The following is a 19,143-nucleotide window of genomic DNA, read 5'->3' as shown; positions in this document are numbered from 1 at the left end:
CGGGGGAAGCTCCCGGGGACTGCGGTAGGGACGCCGGTCCGGCGGACACTCGGAAATCCGGGTGCTCGACGGGCCGGCTCCCTTTTCGGCCGCTCTCCTCGCGAACCCCTGACACCCACTCCTGTAGATCTGTTTCCGGGACCCACTCCTCGGATCTCAAGGCGCGCAGCCCGTTCAGCGACCGCTCACCCTCCCGTTCAGCAGCAGCGAGAGCGCCGCGTGGACATCGTCGAGCGACCGCTCGCGCTGGAACGACTGCCAGTCCAGCGCCGCCACCAACACCATGCCCACCAGGGCGGCGGCGGTGAGTGGAACATCGATCTCCGCGCTCAGCTCGCCGTTCTCCACGGCTTCTCGGAGCACCGTTTCCACCACCGCCACCGCCTGCTGCCGCACCACCAGGAGCGTCGACTGCCAGGCCCTGTTCGTACGCCACAGCTCCGCGACGTACAGCTGGGTGAACGCGGGATAGCGTTCGATGAAGACAAGGCCGGCTCTGATCATCGCGTCCAGCGCCGCCACCTTGGTGCCGCCGCGTTCCGCGGTGCCGTCGGCGGCCGACTGGAGCGAGGCGGTCAACAGACCGACCCCGTAGCGCAGCAGCTCCTCGAAGAGCTCGGTCTTGCTCTTGAAGTTGTAGTAGACCGTGCCCTTGGCCACCCCGGCCCGCTCGGCGATCTCATCCACCGTCGTGGCCGAGAAACCCTGCTCGGCTATGAGCGTTACCGCGGCCTCGTACAGTTTCGCCCGCGTTGCCCGGCGTCTGGTGCTGCTGCTGTCCCTCGCGTCCATGGTGCCGATTCTCACAGGTCCGACCCGCTCCATCGATCGCCCTCATGTCTCCGCGGCGCCTCAGAGACTCAGTTCGGGGTGTAGCCGGTCCAGTGTCCACACCTGCCTGCGGCGCGCGGACAGCGCGGTGAGGGCGAGCGCGCCGAGGGTGAACACGAGCAGTACCGCGCTCGCCTGCCACACCGGATCGAGCCCACCGCCGGTGATGAGTCGGCGCAGAGCCTCGACCACATGGGTCATGGGCAGGAAGGGGTGGAGGATGTTGAAGAACGTCGGGCTGGTCTGGACGGGATAGGTTCCGCCCGCCGAGGTCAGTTGGAGCATCAGTACCGCGAGCACGAGAATGCGTCCCGCGGCACCGAAGCGGGCGTTCAACCACTGGATGATCGCGGCGAAGCAACCGATGGTGAGGCCGAGGAAGGCGATCGTCCCGGCCGGGTGCGCCATGGTGAGCCCGAGAGCCCAGTGCAGCACCGCCATCAGGGTGCCTACCTGCACCAGCCCGATCGCCACCACCGGAAGCCAACCCGCCAGCGCTATCCGCCAGGCCGAACCCCCGGCGGCCAGTGCCCTGCGGTTGAGCGGCTGAATGATCATGTACGCCACCATTGCGCCCACCCAGAGGGAGAGCGGAATGAAGTACGGGGCGAATCCGGTGCCGTAGTTGGGCGCCTTGTGAAGAGAGTTACTGGCGAGCTGTACGGGGTCCGCCATCACCTGTGTACGGCGGTCCCGATCCTTCTCGTCGTAGTCCGGGATCTTTGTCACGCCGTCTTGGAGACCGACGGCCAACGTCGTGGATCCATCAGCGAGCTTGAAGAGCCCGCCGTCCAGATTTCCGGCACCCTTCATGAGCTTGCCCACACCCGCGTCAAGTTCGGTGGACCCTGACTGCGCGCTGCCCAGTCCGGTACGCAGTCTCTGCGCGCCCTGAGACACCTTCTTGGCACCCGTGTTGAGCGCGTTGACCCGGTCCACGGCCATCTTGAGGTCGCTGTCCAGCCGCGGGGAGCGCTTGGCGAGGTCGGTCGCCCTGTCCTGGAGGTCGGCGAGTTCGGCGTCGAACCCCTGCAACTCGCGCTTGTTCCCCTTCAGCAGTGCGTCGGCGTCAACGGCCGCGCCGGCGGCGGTGGCCGCCGCCGCGCTGGCCTGCTGCAAGGAAGGACAGGCAGCGTTGGGCTGCTCCGCTTCCGTACAGCGTTCGCGGTGGATCACGGCCAGTTCATCGGCCGACTTCTGGGCCTTGGACGCGGCGGTCGGTACCGAGGCCACCAAGGTGTTGAGGCTGTTGCGCAATCCCTGAGAGGAGTCAGCGACCAGCCGGGCGGCCTTACCGATCGACTTGCCGTCGTCCTTGAGGTAGGGGCGGATACCACCCGCGACGGCATTGACCTTGTCGGCAAGCGCCTGGGTGCCGCTGGTGATCCGCCGTGAGCCCGTTTCCAGTTCAGCGGCGCCCTTGCTCAGCCGGGTCAGACCGCCGGCCAACCCACCGCTACTGGCCTTGGCCTCCTTCAGGCCGTCGGCGAGGTCCCGTGACCCCTTCTTCGCCTCACCGATACCTCCCTTGAGTTCGTCGGCGCCCTTCGCCGCCTCTTGTGTGGCGTCGTGGATGTCCGAGAAAGAGATGAAGATCCGGTCCAAGAACGAACGGGAGGCCTTGGCGGACGCGGCCGCGCGAACCTCGGCGAAGACCGTACGAGAAATCTGCCCCACGATGTAGTTGTTGGCGTCGTTCGTACGGACCTGGAGAGCACCGGTCTCGGGAGATCCGCCCGAGCTCGACGCGATACGGGTACTGAGGTCCTTCGGCATGGTCAGCGAGAGGTAGTACGCACCGCTCTCCACGCCTTCCCGGGCCTGTGCGGCGCTTACCTCCTGCCAGGCGAACACCTCGCTGTCGTGCAGACCCTTGGCTATCTCATCGCCGGCTGCGACGCGCTCACCATCCGCGGTCGCTCCCGTGTCTTCGTTGACGAGCGCCACGGGGACCCGGTCGAGTTGGGCATAGGGGTCCCAGAAGGACCACAGGTAGAGCGCGCCGTACAGCAGCGGCAGCAGCACGACGGCGACGATGGCCGCGCGTGGCAGCCTGCCCCTACCGAATCGCTTCAGCTCAAGCGCGGCCAGCCTCGGCGAACGCATCTGCCGTCACCCCCTGCCCGGTCTGCGGGTTCTGTCCGGTCCCCGTGTTCTGTACGTTCGTCTCGCCGCTCTCGCCGCTCTCGCCGCTCTCGCCGCTCTCGCCGCTCTCGCCGCTCTCGCCGCTCTCGCCGCTCTTGGCTGCAGCGCTCTTGTCCGCGGCGCAGGGCTGGAGAGTGCGGGGGGCGGTGGCGCGGGCGTCGTTGGACGGACCCCTTCCGGGTCCCGTTGAAGCGATCGCTGTGGGCGCGCTCGGCGAGGTGGTGGCCGTGGTTGTCGCGGTGTTGACCACGATTGCGTCCGCCGGGGCTTCGCTGGAGACCGCGACCACGGTGGTGCCCGAATCCGCGACCGACCGCAGCAGTTGCCAGACGGCGAGCCGTTCGCTGCCGGAGAGCTTGAGATCGGTGTCATCGACGGCGAGAAGCCGGGGTCGGCCGATCAGCGCGAGCGCAACGGAGAGCCGTAGGGCCTCCAGCCGTTCCAGGTCACGCACCGGAGTGCGCCCCTGAGCCGGCAACTCACCCAGGGCCAGGCCGGATGCGTCCAAGGCCTCGTCGATCTGCCGCTGGGCATCGGCTGCTCGTTCGGCACGGGGGCGCAGAAGGCCGCGGAACAACTCGGGTAGCGAGCCATCGAAGCGGCGCCGAAGGAGGGCACGTTCGCGCAGATGCTCAGCGACGGTCAGTGCCGGATCGAGCTCACTCACCCCCGGTACATGGCCGAGGGCGCTGATCCTCCGTACGGCTGCCATCCGGCGCGGCATCGGCAATCCGCCGACCTCGGCATGGCCCTCGGTGAGCCGCATGCGGCCGGTGAGCGCGAGCAGGAGGCAGGTGCGTCCTGAGCCTGACGGGCCCTCGATCGCCAGGAGCGACCCGGGCTCGACGTCGATGTCCACCGAACGAAACGCCCAGCCTCGGGGTCCCTTGAGCCCAAGTCCTCCGGCGATGACGGCTGCCCCGCGCGGCCTGTCCACGCACCCTCCCAGTTTTTGAACTGACCAGTCAGTTCAAAAACTATAGCGAACCCAGGATTGCGGCAAAAGTCCAGGTCAGGGCCGATTGTCAGTGGGGCCCCTCACGATGGATGCATACGGCCACAGTGCCGTCACACGACGACAGGAGGTTCGTCATGGCCAACAACCACGCGGCAGCCGCACACCGGCGTCGTGCCACCGGCCCTGTCCCCTCACTGACCGGGCCCGCGAGCGATGTGCACCCCGTCCTGCGGCGTGCTTCGGCACCGCCCGCAGCCCTCGATCTGCTCAGCCAGGCCCGAAACGGCTTGGATGAGGCGGCCACCCTGGATGTGCCCAACGAGCGGTACGCCACGGCGCATCTGGCCGCCCTGCGCACGGCCGCCGCGGTGCTTGCCGTGCGCGGCTACCCCGACAACCCGCCTGCCGCTTCCCGCACTCGGGGAACCGTCGCCCGCGGTGGTCGCGGTAGTCGCAGGGCGGGCATCCGCAGCGCTTGGGAGCTCCTTCCCGAGGCCGCGCCGGAACTCTCCGAGTGGAGTGCCCTGTTCGCTTCGGGCGCCGGCCGTCGAGCGCGCGCCGAGGCCGGTATACGCGACGCGGCAAGCGTCCGCGATGCCGATGAACTACTGCGCGACGCGGCCATGTTCCTGCGGCTCGTCGAGCGGATGCTGCTGGCCCAACCGGTCCTCCCCAAGCCGAGGGAGAGCCGTCCCGGCGACCCGTTGGAGGCTGGGCCGGTGGAACCGGAGGCCCCCGCGGTGCTGGAGGAGGTCCTGGAAGGGGTTGAGGTGCCGCAACCGCTGGCAGCCGAGGTAAACCAGGTAAACCAATGAGGCCAGAGGTCAGAGGCCAGAGGCCAGAGGCCAGAGGCCAGGGATCGGGGAGCCGGGTCGGTCCCTGAGGCCTGGTGGCGCGGGGGAGGGGCGACTGCCCTGTGCCATGACCGCCCCGGGGTAGGGGCTCGGGCACGCGGGTGCGGCGCGGCAGCCATGGTCGGGTGAATGGGCGCCCAAGTGGGCGCCCAAGTGGGCGCCCAAGTGGCGCGTCTCGGTCTTGGCGGGGCGCCGGGCCGGGGCGCGCGGGCCTGGTGCGGCGATCCGGTGCTGGCTCGCCATCCCGGGGCGGGCGCCCCCGGTTGACTTGATCGGAGAAGTCGGGATTCGTCTGCCCGAGGTGCGCCGCGAGGACACGGGCCGGCGTACGAAGAGGGAGCCGGGGAAGACGCGGCCGACAAGGCAGGCCCGGGCCGAGGAGGTGACGCATGCCGCAAGGTGAGACGGAACGCTGGGACGTGCGGTGGAGGCAATAGGGTGGGCGTTGTCTTCAGCCCAACGAGCGTCCATCGATCCGGTCCGACCCGACATCCGTCGGCCCTGATCACCGCACACCGTCCGTCCCGATCGCGCCGCACAGGCCCGGGGCGGCACCGTCCGAGGAGTCAACTGTCGTGCCGGACCAGTCCCCCCGTGGGGAGACCCCACCGCGCCCTCCCCGTGCCTCGCTGCGCACCTCTGTGGTCTGGGAGGTCGTGAAAGACGCTCTGGATCGCCGGGTCAAGGCCACCGGCACGGACACCCTTGACGTCCTCGACACCGGCGGTGGCAGCGGGTCCTTCGCCGTGCCCGTCGCCCAGCTCGGTCACCGTGTCACCGTGGTCGACCCCAGTCCGAACGCGCTCTTCGCGCTGGAGCGGCGCGCCGCCGAGGCGGGGGTCGCCGACCGCGTCCAGGGTGTGCAGGGCGATGTCCACGGCCTCTTCGACGTGGTCGAGCGCGAAGCCTTTGACGTGGTCCTCTGCCATGGGGTGCTGGAGTACGTGGACGATCCCGGCGAGGGCGTGCGCAACGCGGTGGACGCGCTGCGTCCGGCGGGCGCGATCAGCCTGCTGGCGGCCGGGCTCGGTGGCGCCGTCATCGCCCGGGCCATCGCCGGCCACTTCGCGGAGGCCCGTCGGGCCCTGACGGACCCCGCAGGCCGCTGGGGCGACGGTGACCCGGTACCCCGACGTTTCACCGCCGAGCAGCTCACGGAGCTGTGTGGGGAGGCGGGTGTGGAGGTCGGGGCGGTGCACGGCGTTCGAGTCTTCGCCGATCTGGTTCCCGGGGTGCTGGTGGACACCGAACCCGGCGCTCTTGACGCGCTCCTCAAGCTTGAGGCGGCCGCGGCTGAGCTATCCGCTTTCCACTCCGTCGCCTCTCAGCTGCATGTCCTGGGTGAGAAGCGCGCCTGATCAGGGGCGTAGCAGCAGATGGAGTACGCCACAGACCCCCCGATCGTGTCGATCGCCCCGTATGATCGAAGGACACCATCCGGCATGACGGATCGGAGGTTGGGGAATCTACGCCTCAACAGCCAAAGCCGCCGTGGCGGCCCAAGCTGGCGAATTGGCGTAGTGGGCGGGTTTCACGGGGGCGATTCCCTGCCTATCCTGAAAGGGCCGCAAACGGTCGCCCCCGCGGCCGACGACTAGGAGGACTCCGTGCCGCTCTCGGAGCACGAGCAGCGAATGCTCGAGCAGATGGAGCGAGCGCTGTACGCCGAAGATCCCAAGTTCGCTACAGCGCTTGAGGGAAGCGGGCTGCGTACGTACACCCGGCGACGGGTCTACCAAGCGGTCGCGGGCTTCCTGGTGGGTATCGCGCTCCTCATGGCCGGAATGGTCGCACAGGAGATCTGGATCAGCGTGGTGGGGTTCCTCGTCATGCTGGGCTGTGCGGTCCTGGCGGTCACCGGATGGCGCAAGGCGCCCAAGCCGGGTGAGCAACAGACCCTGGGGGATGCGGCAGCGGGTGCCCGCAGCCAGCCCCGTCAGTCTCGTCAGCGTAAGTCGATGATGAACCGGATCGAGGAGCGGTGGCAGCGCCGCCGCGATGAGCAAGGCCACTGAGTAGCTGATCCTGCCGGCCCGAGACCGGGCCGGCTTTGTTGGCCGTCGGTGCCCGCGCTCAGCTCCTGGCTCGGATGAGTACGGTAAGGCGCCATCGATCCGCCCTGCGACGCTTGGCCGGGGTCTATCGATCTCGGCTTTGCGCAGGTTCTGTCGGACAGAACGCCGGCTGGAGCTGACCGGACCTGCCTGAATGGGCGCCCTGATCCGATCGGTTTTCCCCATCGCCGACGCCCGCCATCGGTGCTGCTCAGGGTGCGCCTCTGACTCCTCGGCATGCACGCGCTGTGCCGTCATCTCGTGTGGAATGGGGCCTTCTGGCGCTGGTGCCCCAAGGCTGCCGCTGGCCATCGGTAGCTCTTTCGGCCGACCGACACATCGACACGACCGGCATCCCTGCCCGGTGCACAGGGTCGACCTCCCACCGCGGACACCCTGCTGGTGGGAGCATCCGCCGGATTTGATGGCTCTGGCCGACTCATTGCGTTGCCTCCGGCCGGCAGAGAGACATCCGGCTGCGATCGCGCAGGTCGAACAGGGGTGCTCCAGCCGTTGGGACCGTTCCCACAGAAGTGCACTCCCCGTGCCCCGTATGTCCCTGTGCCTGGTGCCGTCCGGCCCCTGCCCCAGCCCTCCAGCCGCCTCGGTGAAGCCACCAGCGCCTCCTGGGCTCCCGACGGCTCAACCCGCCTCATCCACCGCGGTGGCTCCCCCTTCGCGACCGTCCCTGCCCGGCCCAGCCGCAGCCACCCTGCCCCGGCTTGTCCCCGGTCCCCGGGGCCTGGGCCCAGGGGACCGGGCCGACGCTCTTCCCTACCGCGTCGGCCCTCGCCCGCTGTCCTCTCGCGCCCGCTCAGCCCCGTTCTCGGGATGGGCGGCGCAGTAGGGTCGGCCAACCTGCTGGAGACCATCGACTGGCTCGCCATCGATCGGTCAAGTCCAGCCAGCGCGCTGAAGCCGCCCACATCACCCGGACGGTCGATCGGGGCAGGAGCAATGCCCTGAGCCGGGTCGCTCGGCCCACCCCTGCCCGTAGACCGGCCCGGACGCGTTCGGCGTCCTCAGCCAGTCCTGCGACCGGGTAGGGCCGGGGGGCGTACAGCACCTGCTCGACCGCACTCGCGATCCGCTGCACGGCGCTCGCCGCGTCGCCCTCCAGCTTCCCCAGCTCGACGATCCTGGCCGCCGCTTTCCGCGGGGTTTGGGACTCCTGGGGCGGGATGCCGTAGTCCCATGCGGTGTCCGAGACCTCCAGCCAAGCGCCCAGTGTCCGGGCCCGGGCAGCGGTCTCCGTACGGCCCCCTGAGCCCAGTCGTCGCAGTCGGGTTCGCAGGCGCCAGAGCATCGGCAGGAGTGGCACCGCCACAGCGGCCAGTACGGTCAGACCGGTCAGCACCACGGTTCCCGCCGAAGTTCCCGAGTCGGTCGGTGTGGCGAGGTCCTGCGGGGTGCCGGCGCCGCACTCACCGAGCCGCCGCAGCTCGGTCGTACAGCTGTCGGATGTCGACGGGGTCACCGAAGGCTCATCCGATGCTGTCGCCTCGGGCTGGGCCGGGCTGCTCGGCGACCCGGCGGGTGCCTCCGGCTGTGCGTACCCGGGTACATTCCCCCGGCTGGGGGTGGGCTCGAAGCGGGTCCACCCCACTCCCTCGAAGTACAGCTCGGGCCAGGCGTGCGCGTCCTTCACCGTGACCGAGACGGTGCCGTCCGTGCCGGGCGCGCCGGGGGTGAAGCCCACGGCGACCCTCGCCGGTATCCCCAGCGTCCGTGCCATCGCGGCCATCGAGAACGAGAAGTGGATGCAGAAGCCCTGCTTCTCCCGGAGGAAACGCGTGATCGCGTTCACCCCCGTACCGGACTGCACCTGGGTGTCATAGGTGAAGCCACCGCTCGTGGCGAACCAGTCCTGGAGCATCACCGCCCGCTCGTGGTCGTTCGCCGCGTTCTTGGTCACCCGCTCCGCGGTCTCCTTCACCACAGCGGGAAGGGTGTCCGGCACCTTGGTGTACTCGCGCCGCAGCTTGGGCGGAGCGGGTGGGGCGTCCGCCAACTGTGCCGCTGTCGGCTCCACCAGCAGACTGCTGACGGAGTACCGGGCGTCCCGGGTGTCCTCGCCCCTGTCGCCCACCACGGTCCGGCCCTCGGGCTCGAACCGCCAGCGGCCGTCGATCGACACCTCTGTCGCGGGGTAGGGGAGCGGCAGCCAGTTCTGTTCGTAGTAGCCGGCGGCCGAGATGTTGGTCCTGACCTCGGTGGTCTTCACCGCTGCGCTCAGCCCGGGGGGCTGGGGCAGCCGATCCGGCACGTCCTTGACCTTGCGTTCCGAAGACTTCCAGGTCGTCCCGTCGAACCGGTCGAGGGCCACGAACCGCAGATAGAGGTCGTCGGTGGACTGCGCACTGGTGCGGTAACGCATGACCTCGCGGTTGTCGGACTGATTGAGATTGTCCTGGAGCGACACCAGGGGGTTGACGGCGGTGATGGTGCCACCACCTTCGGACCCTGAACCGTCGGTGGCCCCGACCCCGGCCAGCAGACCACCGTCCAACGCCGGCAGCGCCGCTGGTACGACGAGTGCGACACCCAGGGCGAGGGCGCCGATGCGCCGTCCCGTGCGCACCGGTGCCTGTGGAGCGCCGTCGTCTGGTTCAAAGGCCCGCGCACCGCGCGGCGGTTTGGCAGGCGCGCCGCGGAAGACCCGACCCCACTGCGACAGCCGATCCCTGCCCTCCGTCAGGAGGAGCAGCAGATAGCCGGAGGCGGCGAGGAGGAACCAGAGCCAGTTGGCTCCGCCGCCGGAGAGGCCCGCGGCGACCGAGTACATCGCCAGGAGCGGCAGACCCGCCGGAGCGGCGCTGCGGAAGGTCACCGCGACCACATCCACCAGCAGGCCGATCAGCAGCACTCCGCCGATCACCATCAGCCGGATGCCGTCGGTGGCCGGAGCCGGGGTGGCGAACTGTCCGATGTCCTGGCCGCCCGCTGCCAAGAGGTCACCGAGCCAGGTGAACGTCGTGGGACCCGGAATCACCCCCAGTACCGCTTGCTCCCTGGCGAAGGCCAGCGTCAGCAGGACCAGCGCCACGAGCAGTTGCAGGACCACCGTCAGTGGTCGGGCCAGCGGTACTCGCCGCGCCGCCGCGCCCACTCCGCTCTGGATCGCCAGCAGCACGGCCGCCTGCACCAGCCACCCGGGCGAGTCCAGCAGCGGCAGTAGCGCGGCCGCCGTCATCAGGGTGGCGGCGTAGGCGCACAGTGCCAGCCTTCCGCGACCGCTCATGTCCTACCCCCACCGTTCATGACCAGCCTCCCGGAGTCCCGGGCACACCACTGCTGGAGGTGTCGAGGCGCTGTTGGCCCGCCTGCTGCCACAGCGCGGGCAGCGAGGCCCCCGGACCCACCGCGAGCGCGGTCCAACCCGTCTCGCGCAGCACTCTGACGCGCTCCACCACCGCTTGGCTCGGCGCCCCACCGGACATCCAGCTCTCGCTGTCCAGGACGAAGGCGACAGCTGCTTTGCTGCGCTGGCGCATTCGTCCCGCGAGCGCCGCCTGCTCGTCGTCGAGGTCGCCGAAGAAGGCGATCAGCAGCCCCTCGCTCCCTCCGCGGAGCACTTCGTGGGCAGCCGTCAGACCGTCGCCGTCCGAGTGGTCGACGACCGCGAGCATGTCCATCATCAGCCCCGCCGACTCCGCCGACTCCTGGGCCGAGGTCGTGAAGCCATCGGTGCCCTCACCGGGCACTGAGCTCCCGGTGTCGGTGAGGAGTCGCACCGCGAAGCCTCGCTCCAGGATGTGCACCAGGGTGGACGCGGCTCCCGAGACGGCCCACTCGAAGGCCGAATCGGGCCCCGAGCCCTCATAGGCGGTGTATCGGGTGTCGAGGAGCACGGTGCACCGCGCCCGCTGCGGCTGCTCCTCACGGCGCACCATCAACTCGCCGAAACGCGCGGTGGAGCGCCAGTGCACTCGACGTAGATCGTCGCCGTAGCGGTAGTTGCGGGGGATCACATCGTCGTCACCGGCGAGCGCGAGTGAGCGCAGTCGCCCGTCGCCATAGCCCGAGGCGTCGCCCATCAGCCGTACCGGTGGCAGTGGTTCGGTCCGGGGTATCACGGTGAGGGTGTCGAAGGCGCTGAAGGAGCGCGTGAGTTCGCACATGCCGAAGGGGTCGTTCAGCCGCAGTTGGAGGGGGCCCAGCGGGTAGCGGCCCCGAAGGTCCGAGCGCACCCGGTAGGACACCTCGCGCCTGCCACCCGCCTCCACCCGGTCCAGAACGAACCGCGGCCGGGGCCCCAACACATAGGGCACATGGTCCTGGAGCATCAGCAGACCGGTGGGCAGCCGCGAGATGTTGTCCATCCGCAGATGCACCCGTGCTTCCTCCCCCGCGGGCACCCGCGATGGCGCGAGCCGTCGGCTGCCCGCCACCCGGTAGCGGGTGCGGTAGAGCACGATCACACAGACCAGCGGGAGCACGGTGAGCAACAGTCCCACTCGCAGCAGATCGCTCTGCCCCAGGACATAGGCGCAGATCGCCGCCGCCACACCGGCCGCGAGAAACGATCGGCCCCGTGTGGTCAGCCCGCCCAGGGCAGCCCACACCCCGGTGGCGTCCGTGCTCGCACCGCCTTCAGCGTCCACCACTGGGGCGGGCCCCCCTGCGGACATCACAACCGCCGGGCGCCGGGCTGCTGACCGTACAGCGGCTGGGGCGGGCGGCCGACGGGCGGGCGGCCGGTGAGGTAGGCGCTCTCCGCGCCTTCCGCGGTGGGCACGGGGGTGCGCTGCAGGATCTCCAGCACCACCTGCTCAGCGGTCCGCCGGTTCAACTGCGCCTGTGCCGTCGGCAGCAACCGGTGCGCCAGCACCTGAACCACCAGCGATTGGACATCGTCCGGCAGCGCGTACTCCCGCCTGGCCAACGCGGCGGTGGCCTTGGCGGCACGCAGCAGATGGAGGGTGGCCCGGGGCGAGGCTCCGAGCCTGAGATCCGGATGGTTGCGCGTGGCTGAGACCAGCTCCACCGCGTAGCGGCGCACGGGCTCGGCGACATGGACACTGCGCACGGCGTCGATCAGTTTGACGATGTCGTGGGCGTGGGCCACCGGTTGCAGGTCATCGAGCGGAGAGGCGCCACCGTGCACACTGAGCATCTGGAGCTCGGCTTCGGCGCTGGGATAGCCGATGGAGACCCGGGCCATGAAGCGGTCCCGCTGGGCTTCCGGCAGGGGATAGGTCCCCTCCATCTCCACCGGGTTCTGGGTGGCCACCACCATGAAGGGGCTCGGCAGTTCATAGCTGTTGCCGTCGATGGTGACCTGGCGCTCCTCCATGGACTCCAGCAGCGCTGACTGCGTTTTGGGCGAGGCGCGGTTGATCTCGTCGCCGATCACGATCTGGGCGAAGATCGCACCCGGTTTGAACTCGAAGTCGCGCTGCTGCTGGTCGAAGATCGACACCCCGGTGATGTCGGACGGCAGCAGGTCCGGTGTGAACTGGATCCGTCGTACCGAACAGTCGATGGATCTCGCCAGCGCCTTGGCCAGCATGGTCTTGCCCACGCCTGGCACATCCTCGATCAGAAGATGGCCCTCGGCGAGCAGCACGGTCAGCGAAAGCCGTACGACCTCTGGCTTGCCCTCGATCACACCCTCCACCGATCTGCGGATTCGATCCGCTGTGGTGGTTAGGTCTGTGAGGCTCGCTCGATCGTCATAGGTCGTCACCCGGCCCTCCTCGGCACGTTCTCCGGTCGGGTCCACACACGACCCGACCCCCCAAACACGAACACCGGTCCCCGGAAGTTCCGGAGGGGTGCTTCCCCCGCATTCTTGTTGCCGTTACCGGGTCGTGTCACTCGCCTGTGGATAACTGGATGGGATTTGCCGGGTTAGGGAGGTTTCGCTAGGTGCTCGTACGGTCACAGGGCCGGGTCGATCTCCCGCAGGAGCCCGTCGTGGACATCGAACACAAATCCGCGCACATCATTGGTGTGGAGCAGGAAGGGTGAGGTCCGCACGCGCTGCATCGACTGCCTGACATCCTGCTCGACATCCCGGAACGCCTCGACCGCCCACTGCGGGCGCTGCCCCACCTCGTTCTCCAGCTCGATCCGGAACTCCTCGGTCAAGGACTCAAGGCCGCAACCGGTGTGGTGGATGAGGATGACGGACTCCGTGCCGAGCGCTCGCTGGCTGATGGTGAGTGATCGGATCACATCGTCGGTGACCACGCCTCCGGCGTTGCGGATGGTGTGGCAGTCGCCCAGTTCGAGGCCGAGCGCGGAGTGGAGGTCGAGCCGGGCGTCCATGCAGGCGACCACGGCCACCTTCAGCACGGGGCGGGCGTCCATCCCGGGGTCTTCGAACCCGGCCGCGTAACGCTGGTTCGCCTCGACGAGGCGGTTGGTGACCGAGCCGGCCGCACGCAGGGAGTCGGCTGGACGGGGCGCGGAAGTCGTCATGGTGACGACGTTAATCGCCGGATGCCCCGCAGACTGTGAGGAGAGTCGACAAAGAACATCAAGATCGCTTGTTGTGAGGTAACCCACAGGGATGAGACCGACACGCCCGTTCGAGTGAACTGTTCCGCTCCGCCGCGCCTCCCCAACCCATCCGCCACGCCGCCGGGCAGTTGATTGACCGCGCAGTACGGTGCACTAAAGTGACGCGGAGTTCAACGGACACATCCTGCACTTTTCCCATGAATTCCCTGCGTGCGGCGTACGCACGGCTCGGCCCCCGCTCGCCGGTCGATTGAGCCCCGCGCCGGACCTGAGAGGGCGCCTTGAGCAATACCCGCCATGTCCCGGTGATGCTCCAGCGGTGCCTGGACCTGTTGGCCCCGGCCCTGGAGCGATCAGGGGAGTCCCCCACCACCTCGGACGCCGCGCCAGGCGAGGGGGCCGGTGGGCCGGTCGTGGTGGACTGCACCCTCGGTCTCGGTGGGCACAGCGAAGCCCTCCTCACCCGCTTTCCCGCCGCCCGACTGATCGCGCTCGACCGTGACAAGGAGGCGCTGCGACTCTCCGGTGAGCGTCTGGCGCCCTTCGGGGACCGTGCGACGCTCGTCCATGCCGTCTACGACGAGCTGCCCGAGGTACTCGACCGCCTCGGCATCCCCCGGGTCCAGGGAATCCTGTTCGACCTCGGCGTGTCCTCCATGCAGCTCGACGAGGCCGGGCGCGGGTTCGCCTACGCTCAGGACGCCCCCCTCGACATGCGCATGGACCAGACGACCGGCATCAGCGCCGCCGAGGTCCTCAACACCTATCCGCCGGGTGAACTGGTGCGCATCCTGCGGATGTACGGCGAGGAGAAGCAGGCCCGCCGAATCGTCTCCGCGGTGGTACGCGAGCGGGACAAGGAGCCCTTCACCCATAGCGCCCGCCTGGTCGAACTGATCCGTGACGCACTGCCGCAGGCCGCCAAGCGCACCGGCGGCAACCCGGCCAAGCGCACCTTCCAGGCCCTGCGCATCGAGGTGAACGGCGAGCTCAGCGTGTTGGAGCGGGCTGTTCCGGCCGCGGTGGGCGCACTCGCGGTCGGCGGTCGGATCGCGGTGCTCTCCTACCAGTCGCTGGAGGACCGCCTGGTCAAGCAGGTCCTCGCCGCGGGCGCGGCGACCACCGCACCCGCCGGCCTGCCCGTGGTGCCCGAGAAGTACCAGCCACGGTTGAAGCTGCTCACCCGCGGCGCCGAACTTCCCACCGAAGAAGAGGTCGCCGAGAACCGCCGTGCGGCCCCCGCGCGTCTGAGGGGAGCACAGCGCATCCGTGAGGACGCGTCGTGAGCGACGTGCAGACGGCCCGCCGGCCGCAGCACACGGACGCGACGCCCCCGGCTGGCGCACCTGCCGTCGGGGGTACGAGCGGAAGGAACGGGAGGACGCGGTGAGCGCAACGGCCAAGCAGCTCAAGGGGCGCGCGGCCAGACTCGCCCGGCTGATGCCAGCCGGCCCGAGCTCCGCCGCCCGGACCCCCTTCGTCCTGCTGGTCGTGGTGCTGCTCGGGGGCGGTCTGATCGCCCTGCTCCTGCTGAACTCGGCCCTCAACGAGGGCTCGTTCGAGCTGAGCGAACTCAAGCGCAAGACCACCGAGCTGACCGATGAACAACAGGCGCTCCAGCGGGACGTGGACGACTTCTCTGCCCCCGACGCACTGGAGCGCCAAGCACGCGAGTTGGGCATGGTCCCCGGGGGCGCCCCCGCCTTCATCAACCCCGACGGCACCGTACGCGGTGATCCCGGCCGGGCCAGCGCGGAGCCGTCGTCCAGCGCCTCGGCCGACCCGGACACCACGGCGAGCCCCTCCGCCTCCACCACGGCCTCCTCCTCCCAGCCGGCCCGGTCCGCGGCGCCCGGCGCCCCCGGTAGTCCAACGGGAGCCTCGCCGGTCGCGCCCCCGGCCGATCGACAGGCCTCAAGACCAGCCGCCGACACCGAACCCGCCCAGAGCGCGGACCGAGAATCCGTCCCGGCAGCCATGTCAGCCCCCGCGGCCTCCACACGGGTGATCACAGAGCTCGCCAAGCCGACCCCGACACCTCCTGGCAGGTGACGCAGTGCCCCCCAAGGATTCACCGCCCAGGCGTCGCGTGCCGGGGCCGGCCCAGCGCCGCCCGGGCACTGCTGGCCGGCCCACCCGCCGGCCAGCGCCGCCCCGGCGCCCCGCGCCCCAGGCGCTCAAGCTCGGCAATCCCCGCCCCCGGCTGCGGCTGGTCAGCCTCGGTCTCACCCTGGTGATGCTGACCTTCGTCGTACGGCTGCTCCAGGTCCAGGCGGTGGACGCCGACACCTACACCAGCAAGGCCAAGAAGCATCGCTTCATGAGCGTTGAACTGGCCGCGGAGCGCGGTGAGATCACCGATCGGGCCGGCATCGCCTTGGCCGCCAGCGTCGATGCCTACGACATCACGGCCGATCCGAAGCTGTTCACGCCCGAGGAGAGCAAGTCCCCCAACGCGCCGGAGCAGGCCGCGGCCCTGCTCGCCCCGATCCTCGGCAAGACCCCGGCGGAGCTGGTCAGCAAACTCAAGACCCCCAAGTCCCGCTACACCGTGCTGGCCCGCCGCCAGACCCCACAGGTCTGGAACCAGATCAAGGACCTCAAGAGCGTCTACACCCAGAAGGCCAGGGACGACCAGGCCAAGGGCGGCGCCGGCGTCAGCGTCCTGGCCGGGGTCCTCCAGGAACCCAGCAGCAGGCGGGTCTATCCGAACGGCGACCTCGCCGCCGGAATACTCGGTTATGTCAACGGCGAAGGCCGGGGCGGCGGCGGCATCGAGTCCATGCTCGACAAGACCTTGGCGGGCAAGGACGGCGAGCTCACCTACCCGCAGTCCGGCGGCCGCCGGGTGCCCACCGCCGAGGGCACCCGCGAGACACCCGCGGTCCCCGGTTCCGACATCGAGCTGACCATTGACCGCGACATCCAGTGGGCCGCGCAGCGAGCGATCAGCGACCAGGTCCGCAAGTCCAAGGCCGACCGCGGCTATGTGATAGTGCAGGACACCCAGACCGGCGAGGTCCTCGCCATGGCCAACGCGCCGGGGTTCGACCCCAACGACCTCTCCCAGGCCAACACCACCTCGATGGGCAACGCCGCGCTCCAGGACGTCTACGAGCCCGGCTCCACCGCCAAGGTCATGTCCATGGCCGCCGTGCTGGAGGAGAAGGTCGCGACCCCCGGTACCCATGTCGTGGTCCCCAACCGGCTGCACCGCGGCGACCGGCTGTTCAAGGACGACATCGACCATCCCACCTGGTACCTCACCCTCAACGGCGTCCTCGCCAAGTCCAGCAACATCGGCACGATCCTCGCCACCGGGCAGCTCGGCAAGACGCAGGCCGAAGCCAATCAGGTCCTCCACTCCTATCTGCGCAAGTTCGGCGTGGGCAGCCCCAGCGGGCTCGACTACCCGGGGGAGACCGCGGGCATCCTCGCCTCCCCTTCGAAGTGGTCCACCTCCCAGCAGTTCACCATCCCGTTCGGCCAGGGCTTCTCCATCAACGCCATGCAGGCGGCATCGGTCTACTCGACCATCGCCAACGGCGGGGTACGCATCGAACCCACCCTCGTCCGTGGCACCAAGGGGCCCGACGGCCAGTTCGCCCCGGCCCCCGCCCCCGAGAAGACCCGGGTCGTCAGCGAGCAGACCGCTCGAACGCTGGCCACGATGATGGAGTCCGTCGTCGGCAACGAGGAGGGCACCGGCACCAAGGCCCGCATCCCCGGATACCGCGTCGCCGGCAAGACCGGCACCGCCAACCGAGTCGACCCGGAGCTGGGCCGCTACCGCGGGTACACCGCCTCCTTCGCGGGTTTCGCACCCGCCGACAAACCCCGGATCACGGTCTACTGCGCCATCCAGAACCCCACCAAGGGCAGCTACTTCGGCGGTCAGATCTGCGGCCCGATCTACCAGAAGGTGATGGAGTTCGCGCTGAAGACCCTCAAGGTGCCGCCGACCGGCAACGAACCCACCCGGCTGCCCGTGACCTTCAAGCCCGGCGAATGACCCGAGGAACCACCAGTGACAACGACGAAGCCCGATCCCGGGAACAGCGGCCCCGGGCAGCAGCGCTCATTTAGCCCCCGGCAGGGTGAGCCCGGTACGCTCACCGCCGTGCCCCACCGTGATCAGTTCCAAACCGCCCAGCAGGAAGCCTCGGCAAAGCAGCCGGGTGCGCCCCGTCCGGACCGGCTCCACCCGACCCCGCTCGGGGAGCTGGCAGCCCGGCTGGGGGCGCAGGACCCCGGTCCGGCCGACGCCGCCGGTACCGAGACGGTCACCGGTCAGGACGGCCCGGCGGGCCCGGGGAACAGCGGGTCGCAGGAGAGCGGCGTCACCGTCCCCTGCGGGACCGGGCCCGATGGGTCCAGCCAGGTGAGAGTCACCGGCATCACCCATGACTCGCGCGCCGTACGCCCCGGTGACCTCTACGCGGCACTTCCCGGTGCCCGGCTCCATGGCGCCGACTTCGTCGCCCAGGCGGCCGATCTGGGCGCCGCGGCGATCCTCACCGATCCAACGGGTGCCGAGCGCGCCGCCGCGACCGGGTTGCCCGTCCTGGTGACCGACGACCCTCGTGGGCGCATGGGCGCCCTCGCCGCGGAGATCTACGGGCACCCGGGCGACGGTCTGCTCCAGATCGGCATCACCGGCACCTCGGGCAAGACCACGTCCGCCTATCTCGTCGAAGGCGGGCTACGGGCCGCAGGCCGTGCCACCGGGCTGATCGGCACGGTCGAGATGAGGGTCGGCGACGAGGCCATCAAGTCGGAACGCACGACCCCCGAGGCCACGGATCTGCAGGCCCTCTTCGCCGTGATGCGCGAGCGGGGTGTGGAGGCGGTCGCGATGGAGGTTTCCAGCCATGCCCTGGTACTCGGTCGGGTCGACGGCTGTGTCTTCGACGTCGCCGTCTTCAACAACCTCAGCCCCGAGCACATGGAGTTCCACTCCGGCATGGAGGACTACTTCCAAGCCAAGGCACAGCTCTTCACCCCCGCCCGAAGCAAACTCGGCGTGGTGAACTTCGACGACGAGTACGGCCACCGGCTGGTCGGCCAGGCGACCGTCCCCGTCGTCACCTTCTCCACCGAAGGGCACCCGGACGCCGACTGGCGGGCCGAGAACATCGAACTGGGGGTGTTCGGTTCCACCCTCACCGTCATCGGCCCCGATGGCCGGCGCGTAGAAGCCAGGGCACCGCTGCCCGGCGCGTTCAACGTCGCCAACACCCTGGCCGCCATCGTCACCCTGGCCGCGGCCGGTATCGATCCGCAGATCGCGGCCGACGGGATCGCCGCGGTTCCCGGCGTTCCGGGCCGACTGGAGCGCGTCGACGAGGGCCAGCCCTATCTCGCCGTCGTCGACTACGCCCACAAGACCGACGCCGTCGAATCCGTACTGCGCTCCCTGCGCAAGGTCACCAAGGGCAGGCTGCACATCGCCATCGGCTGCGGCGGTGACCGGGACACCACCAAACGGGGTCCGATGGGTGCGGCGGCAGCCCGCCTCGCCGACACCACCGTACTGACGTCCGACAACCCCCGCTCGGAGGACCCTCTCGCGATCTTGGCCGCCATGCTCGCCGGAGCCGCCGAAGTCCCCGTCCATGAGCGCGGTGACGTCCTCATCGAGGCCGACCGAGCCGCCGCCATCGCCACGGTCGTCGCCCGTGCCGAGCCCGGCGACACCGTACTGATCGCCGGGAAGGGCCATGAGCAGGGCCAGGACATCGCCGGGGTCGTGCGCCCCTTCGATGACCGCCAAGTGCTCCGCGAGACCATCCGCGACTCCCGTGCCACCCTTCACCACACAGCCCAGGGATGA

General features: G+C 69.6%; 13 protein-coding genes and 1 pseudogene. 7 read left to right on the top strand and 7 right to left on the bottom strand.

The features are described 5' to 3' along the window. Positions 1–174: 174 nt before the first annotated feature. The 3 genes from NBG84_RS29760 to NBG84_RS29750 are packed head-to-tail and all read right to left on the bottom strand — an operon-like array spanning position 175 to position 3,913. Positions 175–792, bottom strand: a complete 618-nt coding sequence (locus tag NBG84_RS29760) for a TetR/AcrR family transcriptional regulator (protein WP_250922746.1) — start codon at positions 790–792, stop codon at positions 175–177. Positions 793–852: 60 nt separating this feature from the next. Continuing rightward, positions 853–2,937: a YhgE/Pip family protein gene (locus tag NBG84_RS29755; protein WP_250922745.1), complete on the bottom strand. Its 2,085-nt coding sequence runs from the start codon at positions 2,935–2,937 to the stop codon at positions 853–855. After that, a complete protein-coding gene (locus NBG84_RS29750) occupies positions 2,909–3,913 on the bottom strand; it encodes an ATP-binding cassette domain-containing protein (protein WP_250922744.1) in 1,005 nt (334 codons plus the stop codon). Before NBG84_RS29750 ends, NBG84_RS29755 begins: the two co-directional genes overlap by 29 nt. Before the next feature lie 155 nt (positions 3,914–4,068). Between NBG84_RS29750 and NBG84_RS29745 the strand changes: the two are divergent. From NBG84_RS29745 to NBG84_RS29735, 3 genes and pseudogenes are all read left to right on the top strand, one after another. Further along, positions 4,069–4,644: pseudogene (locus tag NBG84_RS29745) on the top strand (SAV_6107 family HEPN domain-containing protein); the annotation flags it as partial. Between the two features lie 719 nt (positions 4,645–5,363). Then, positions 5,364–6,146: a methyltransferase gene (locus NBG84_RS29740; protein WP_250922742.1), complete on the top strand. Its 783-nt coding sequence runs from the start codon at positions 5,364–5,366 to the stop codon at positions 6,144–6,146. Between the two features lie 249 nt (positions 6,147–6,395). Then, positions 6,396–6,803: a DUF3040 domain-containing protein gene (locus NBG84_RS29735; RefSeq protein WP_250922741.1), complete on the top strand. Its 408-nt coding sequence runs from the start codon at positions 6,396–6,398 to the stop codon at positions 6,801–6,803. 853 nt (positions 6,804–7,656) lie between these two features. Here NBG84_RS29735 and NBG84_RS29730 read toward each other — a convergent pair. From NBG84_RS29730 to NBG84_RS29715, 4 genes are all read right to left on the bottom strand, one after another. After that, positions 7,657–10,083 (bottom strand): transglutaminase TgpA family protein, encoded by a 2,427-nt coding sequence (locus NBG84_RS29730; RefSeq protein ID WP_250922740.1) that lies wholly within the window; start codon positions 10,081–10,083, stop codon positions 7,657–7,659. Between the two features lie 16 nt (positions 10,084–10,099). Continuing rightward, positions 10,100–11,473, bottom strand: coding sequence for a DUF58 domain-containing protein (locus NBG84_RS29725; RefSeq protein WP_250922739.1), 1,374 nt, complete (start codon positions 11,471–11,473; stop codon positions 10,100–10,102). Next, entirely contained in the window at positions 11,473–12,531 is a 1,059-nt protein-coding gene (locus NBG84_RS29720; protein ID WP_250922738.1) for an AAA family ATPase, read from the bottom strand. The genes NBG84_RS29725 and NBG84_RS29720 overlap by 1 nt, the downstream gene beginning before the upstream one ends. A gap of 194 nt (positions 12,532–12,725) precedes the next feature. After that, positions 12,726–13,268: a beta-class carbonic anhydrase gene (locus tag NBG84_RS29715; RefSeq protein ID WP_250922737.1), complete on the bottom strand. Its 543-nt coding sequence runs from the start codon at positions 13,266–13,268 to the stop codon at positions 12,726–12,728. A gap of 323 nt (positions 13,269–13,591) precedes the next feature. Here NBG84_RS29715 and rsmH point away from each other — a divergent pair, with 323 nt between their 5' ends. The 4 genes from rsmH to NBG84_RS29695 all read left to right on the top strand — a co-directional run bounded on the left by rsmH (position 13,592) and on the right by NBG84_RS29695 (position 19,143). Beyond that, positions 13,592–14,596, top strand: a complete 1,005-nt coding sequence (rsmH, locus tag NBG84_RS29710) for a 16S rRNA (cytosine(1402)-N(4))-methyltransferase RsmH (RefSeq protein WP_250922736.1) — start codon at positions 13,592–13,594, stop codon at positions 14,594–14,596. A 100-nt stretch (positions 14,597–14,696) separates the two neighbouring features. Then, a complete protein-coding gene (gene ftsL / locus NBG84_RS29705) occupies positions 14,697–15,362 on the top strand; it encodes a cell division protein FtsL (RefSeq protein WP_425608726.1) in 666 nt (221 codons plus the stop codon). A 4-nt stretch (positions 15,363–15,366) separates the two neighbouring features. Then, positions 15,367–17,322, top strand: a complete 1,956-nt coding sequence (locus NBG84_RS29700) for a peptidoglycan D,D-transpeptidase FtsI family protein (RefSeq protein ID WP_250922735.1) — start codon at positions 15,367–15,369, stop codon at positions 17,320–17,322. Positions 17,323–17,337: 15 nt separating this feature from the next. After that, on the top strand, positions 17,338–19,143 hold the full coding sequence (locus NBG84_RS29695; RefSeq protein ID WP_250922734.1) for a UDP-N-acetylmuramoyl-L-alanyl-D-glutamate--2,6-diaminopimelate ligase: 1,806 nt from the start codon (positions 17,338–17,340) through the stop codon (positions 19,141–19,143).

It is taken from the genome of Streptomyces albipurpureus (assembly GCF_023701525.1).
In the GTDB taxonomy this organism is placed as follows: Bacteria; Actinomycetota; Actinomycetes; order Streptomycetales; family Streptomycetaceae; genus Streptomyces; species Streptomyces albipurpureus.
The sequence above is the reverse complement of the archived record's forward strand: the minus strand, read 5'-3'. Positions and strand labels throughout refer to the sequence as shown.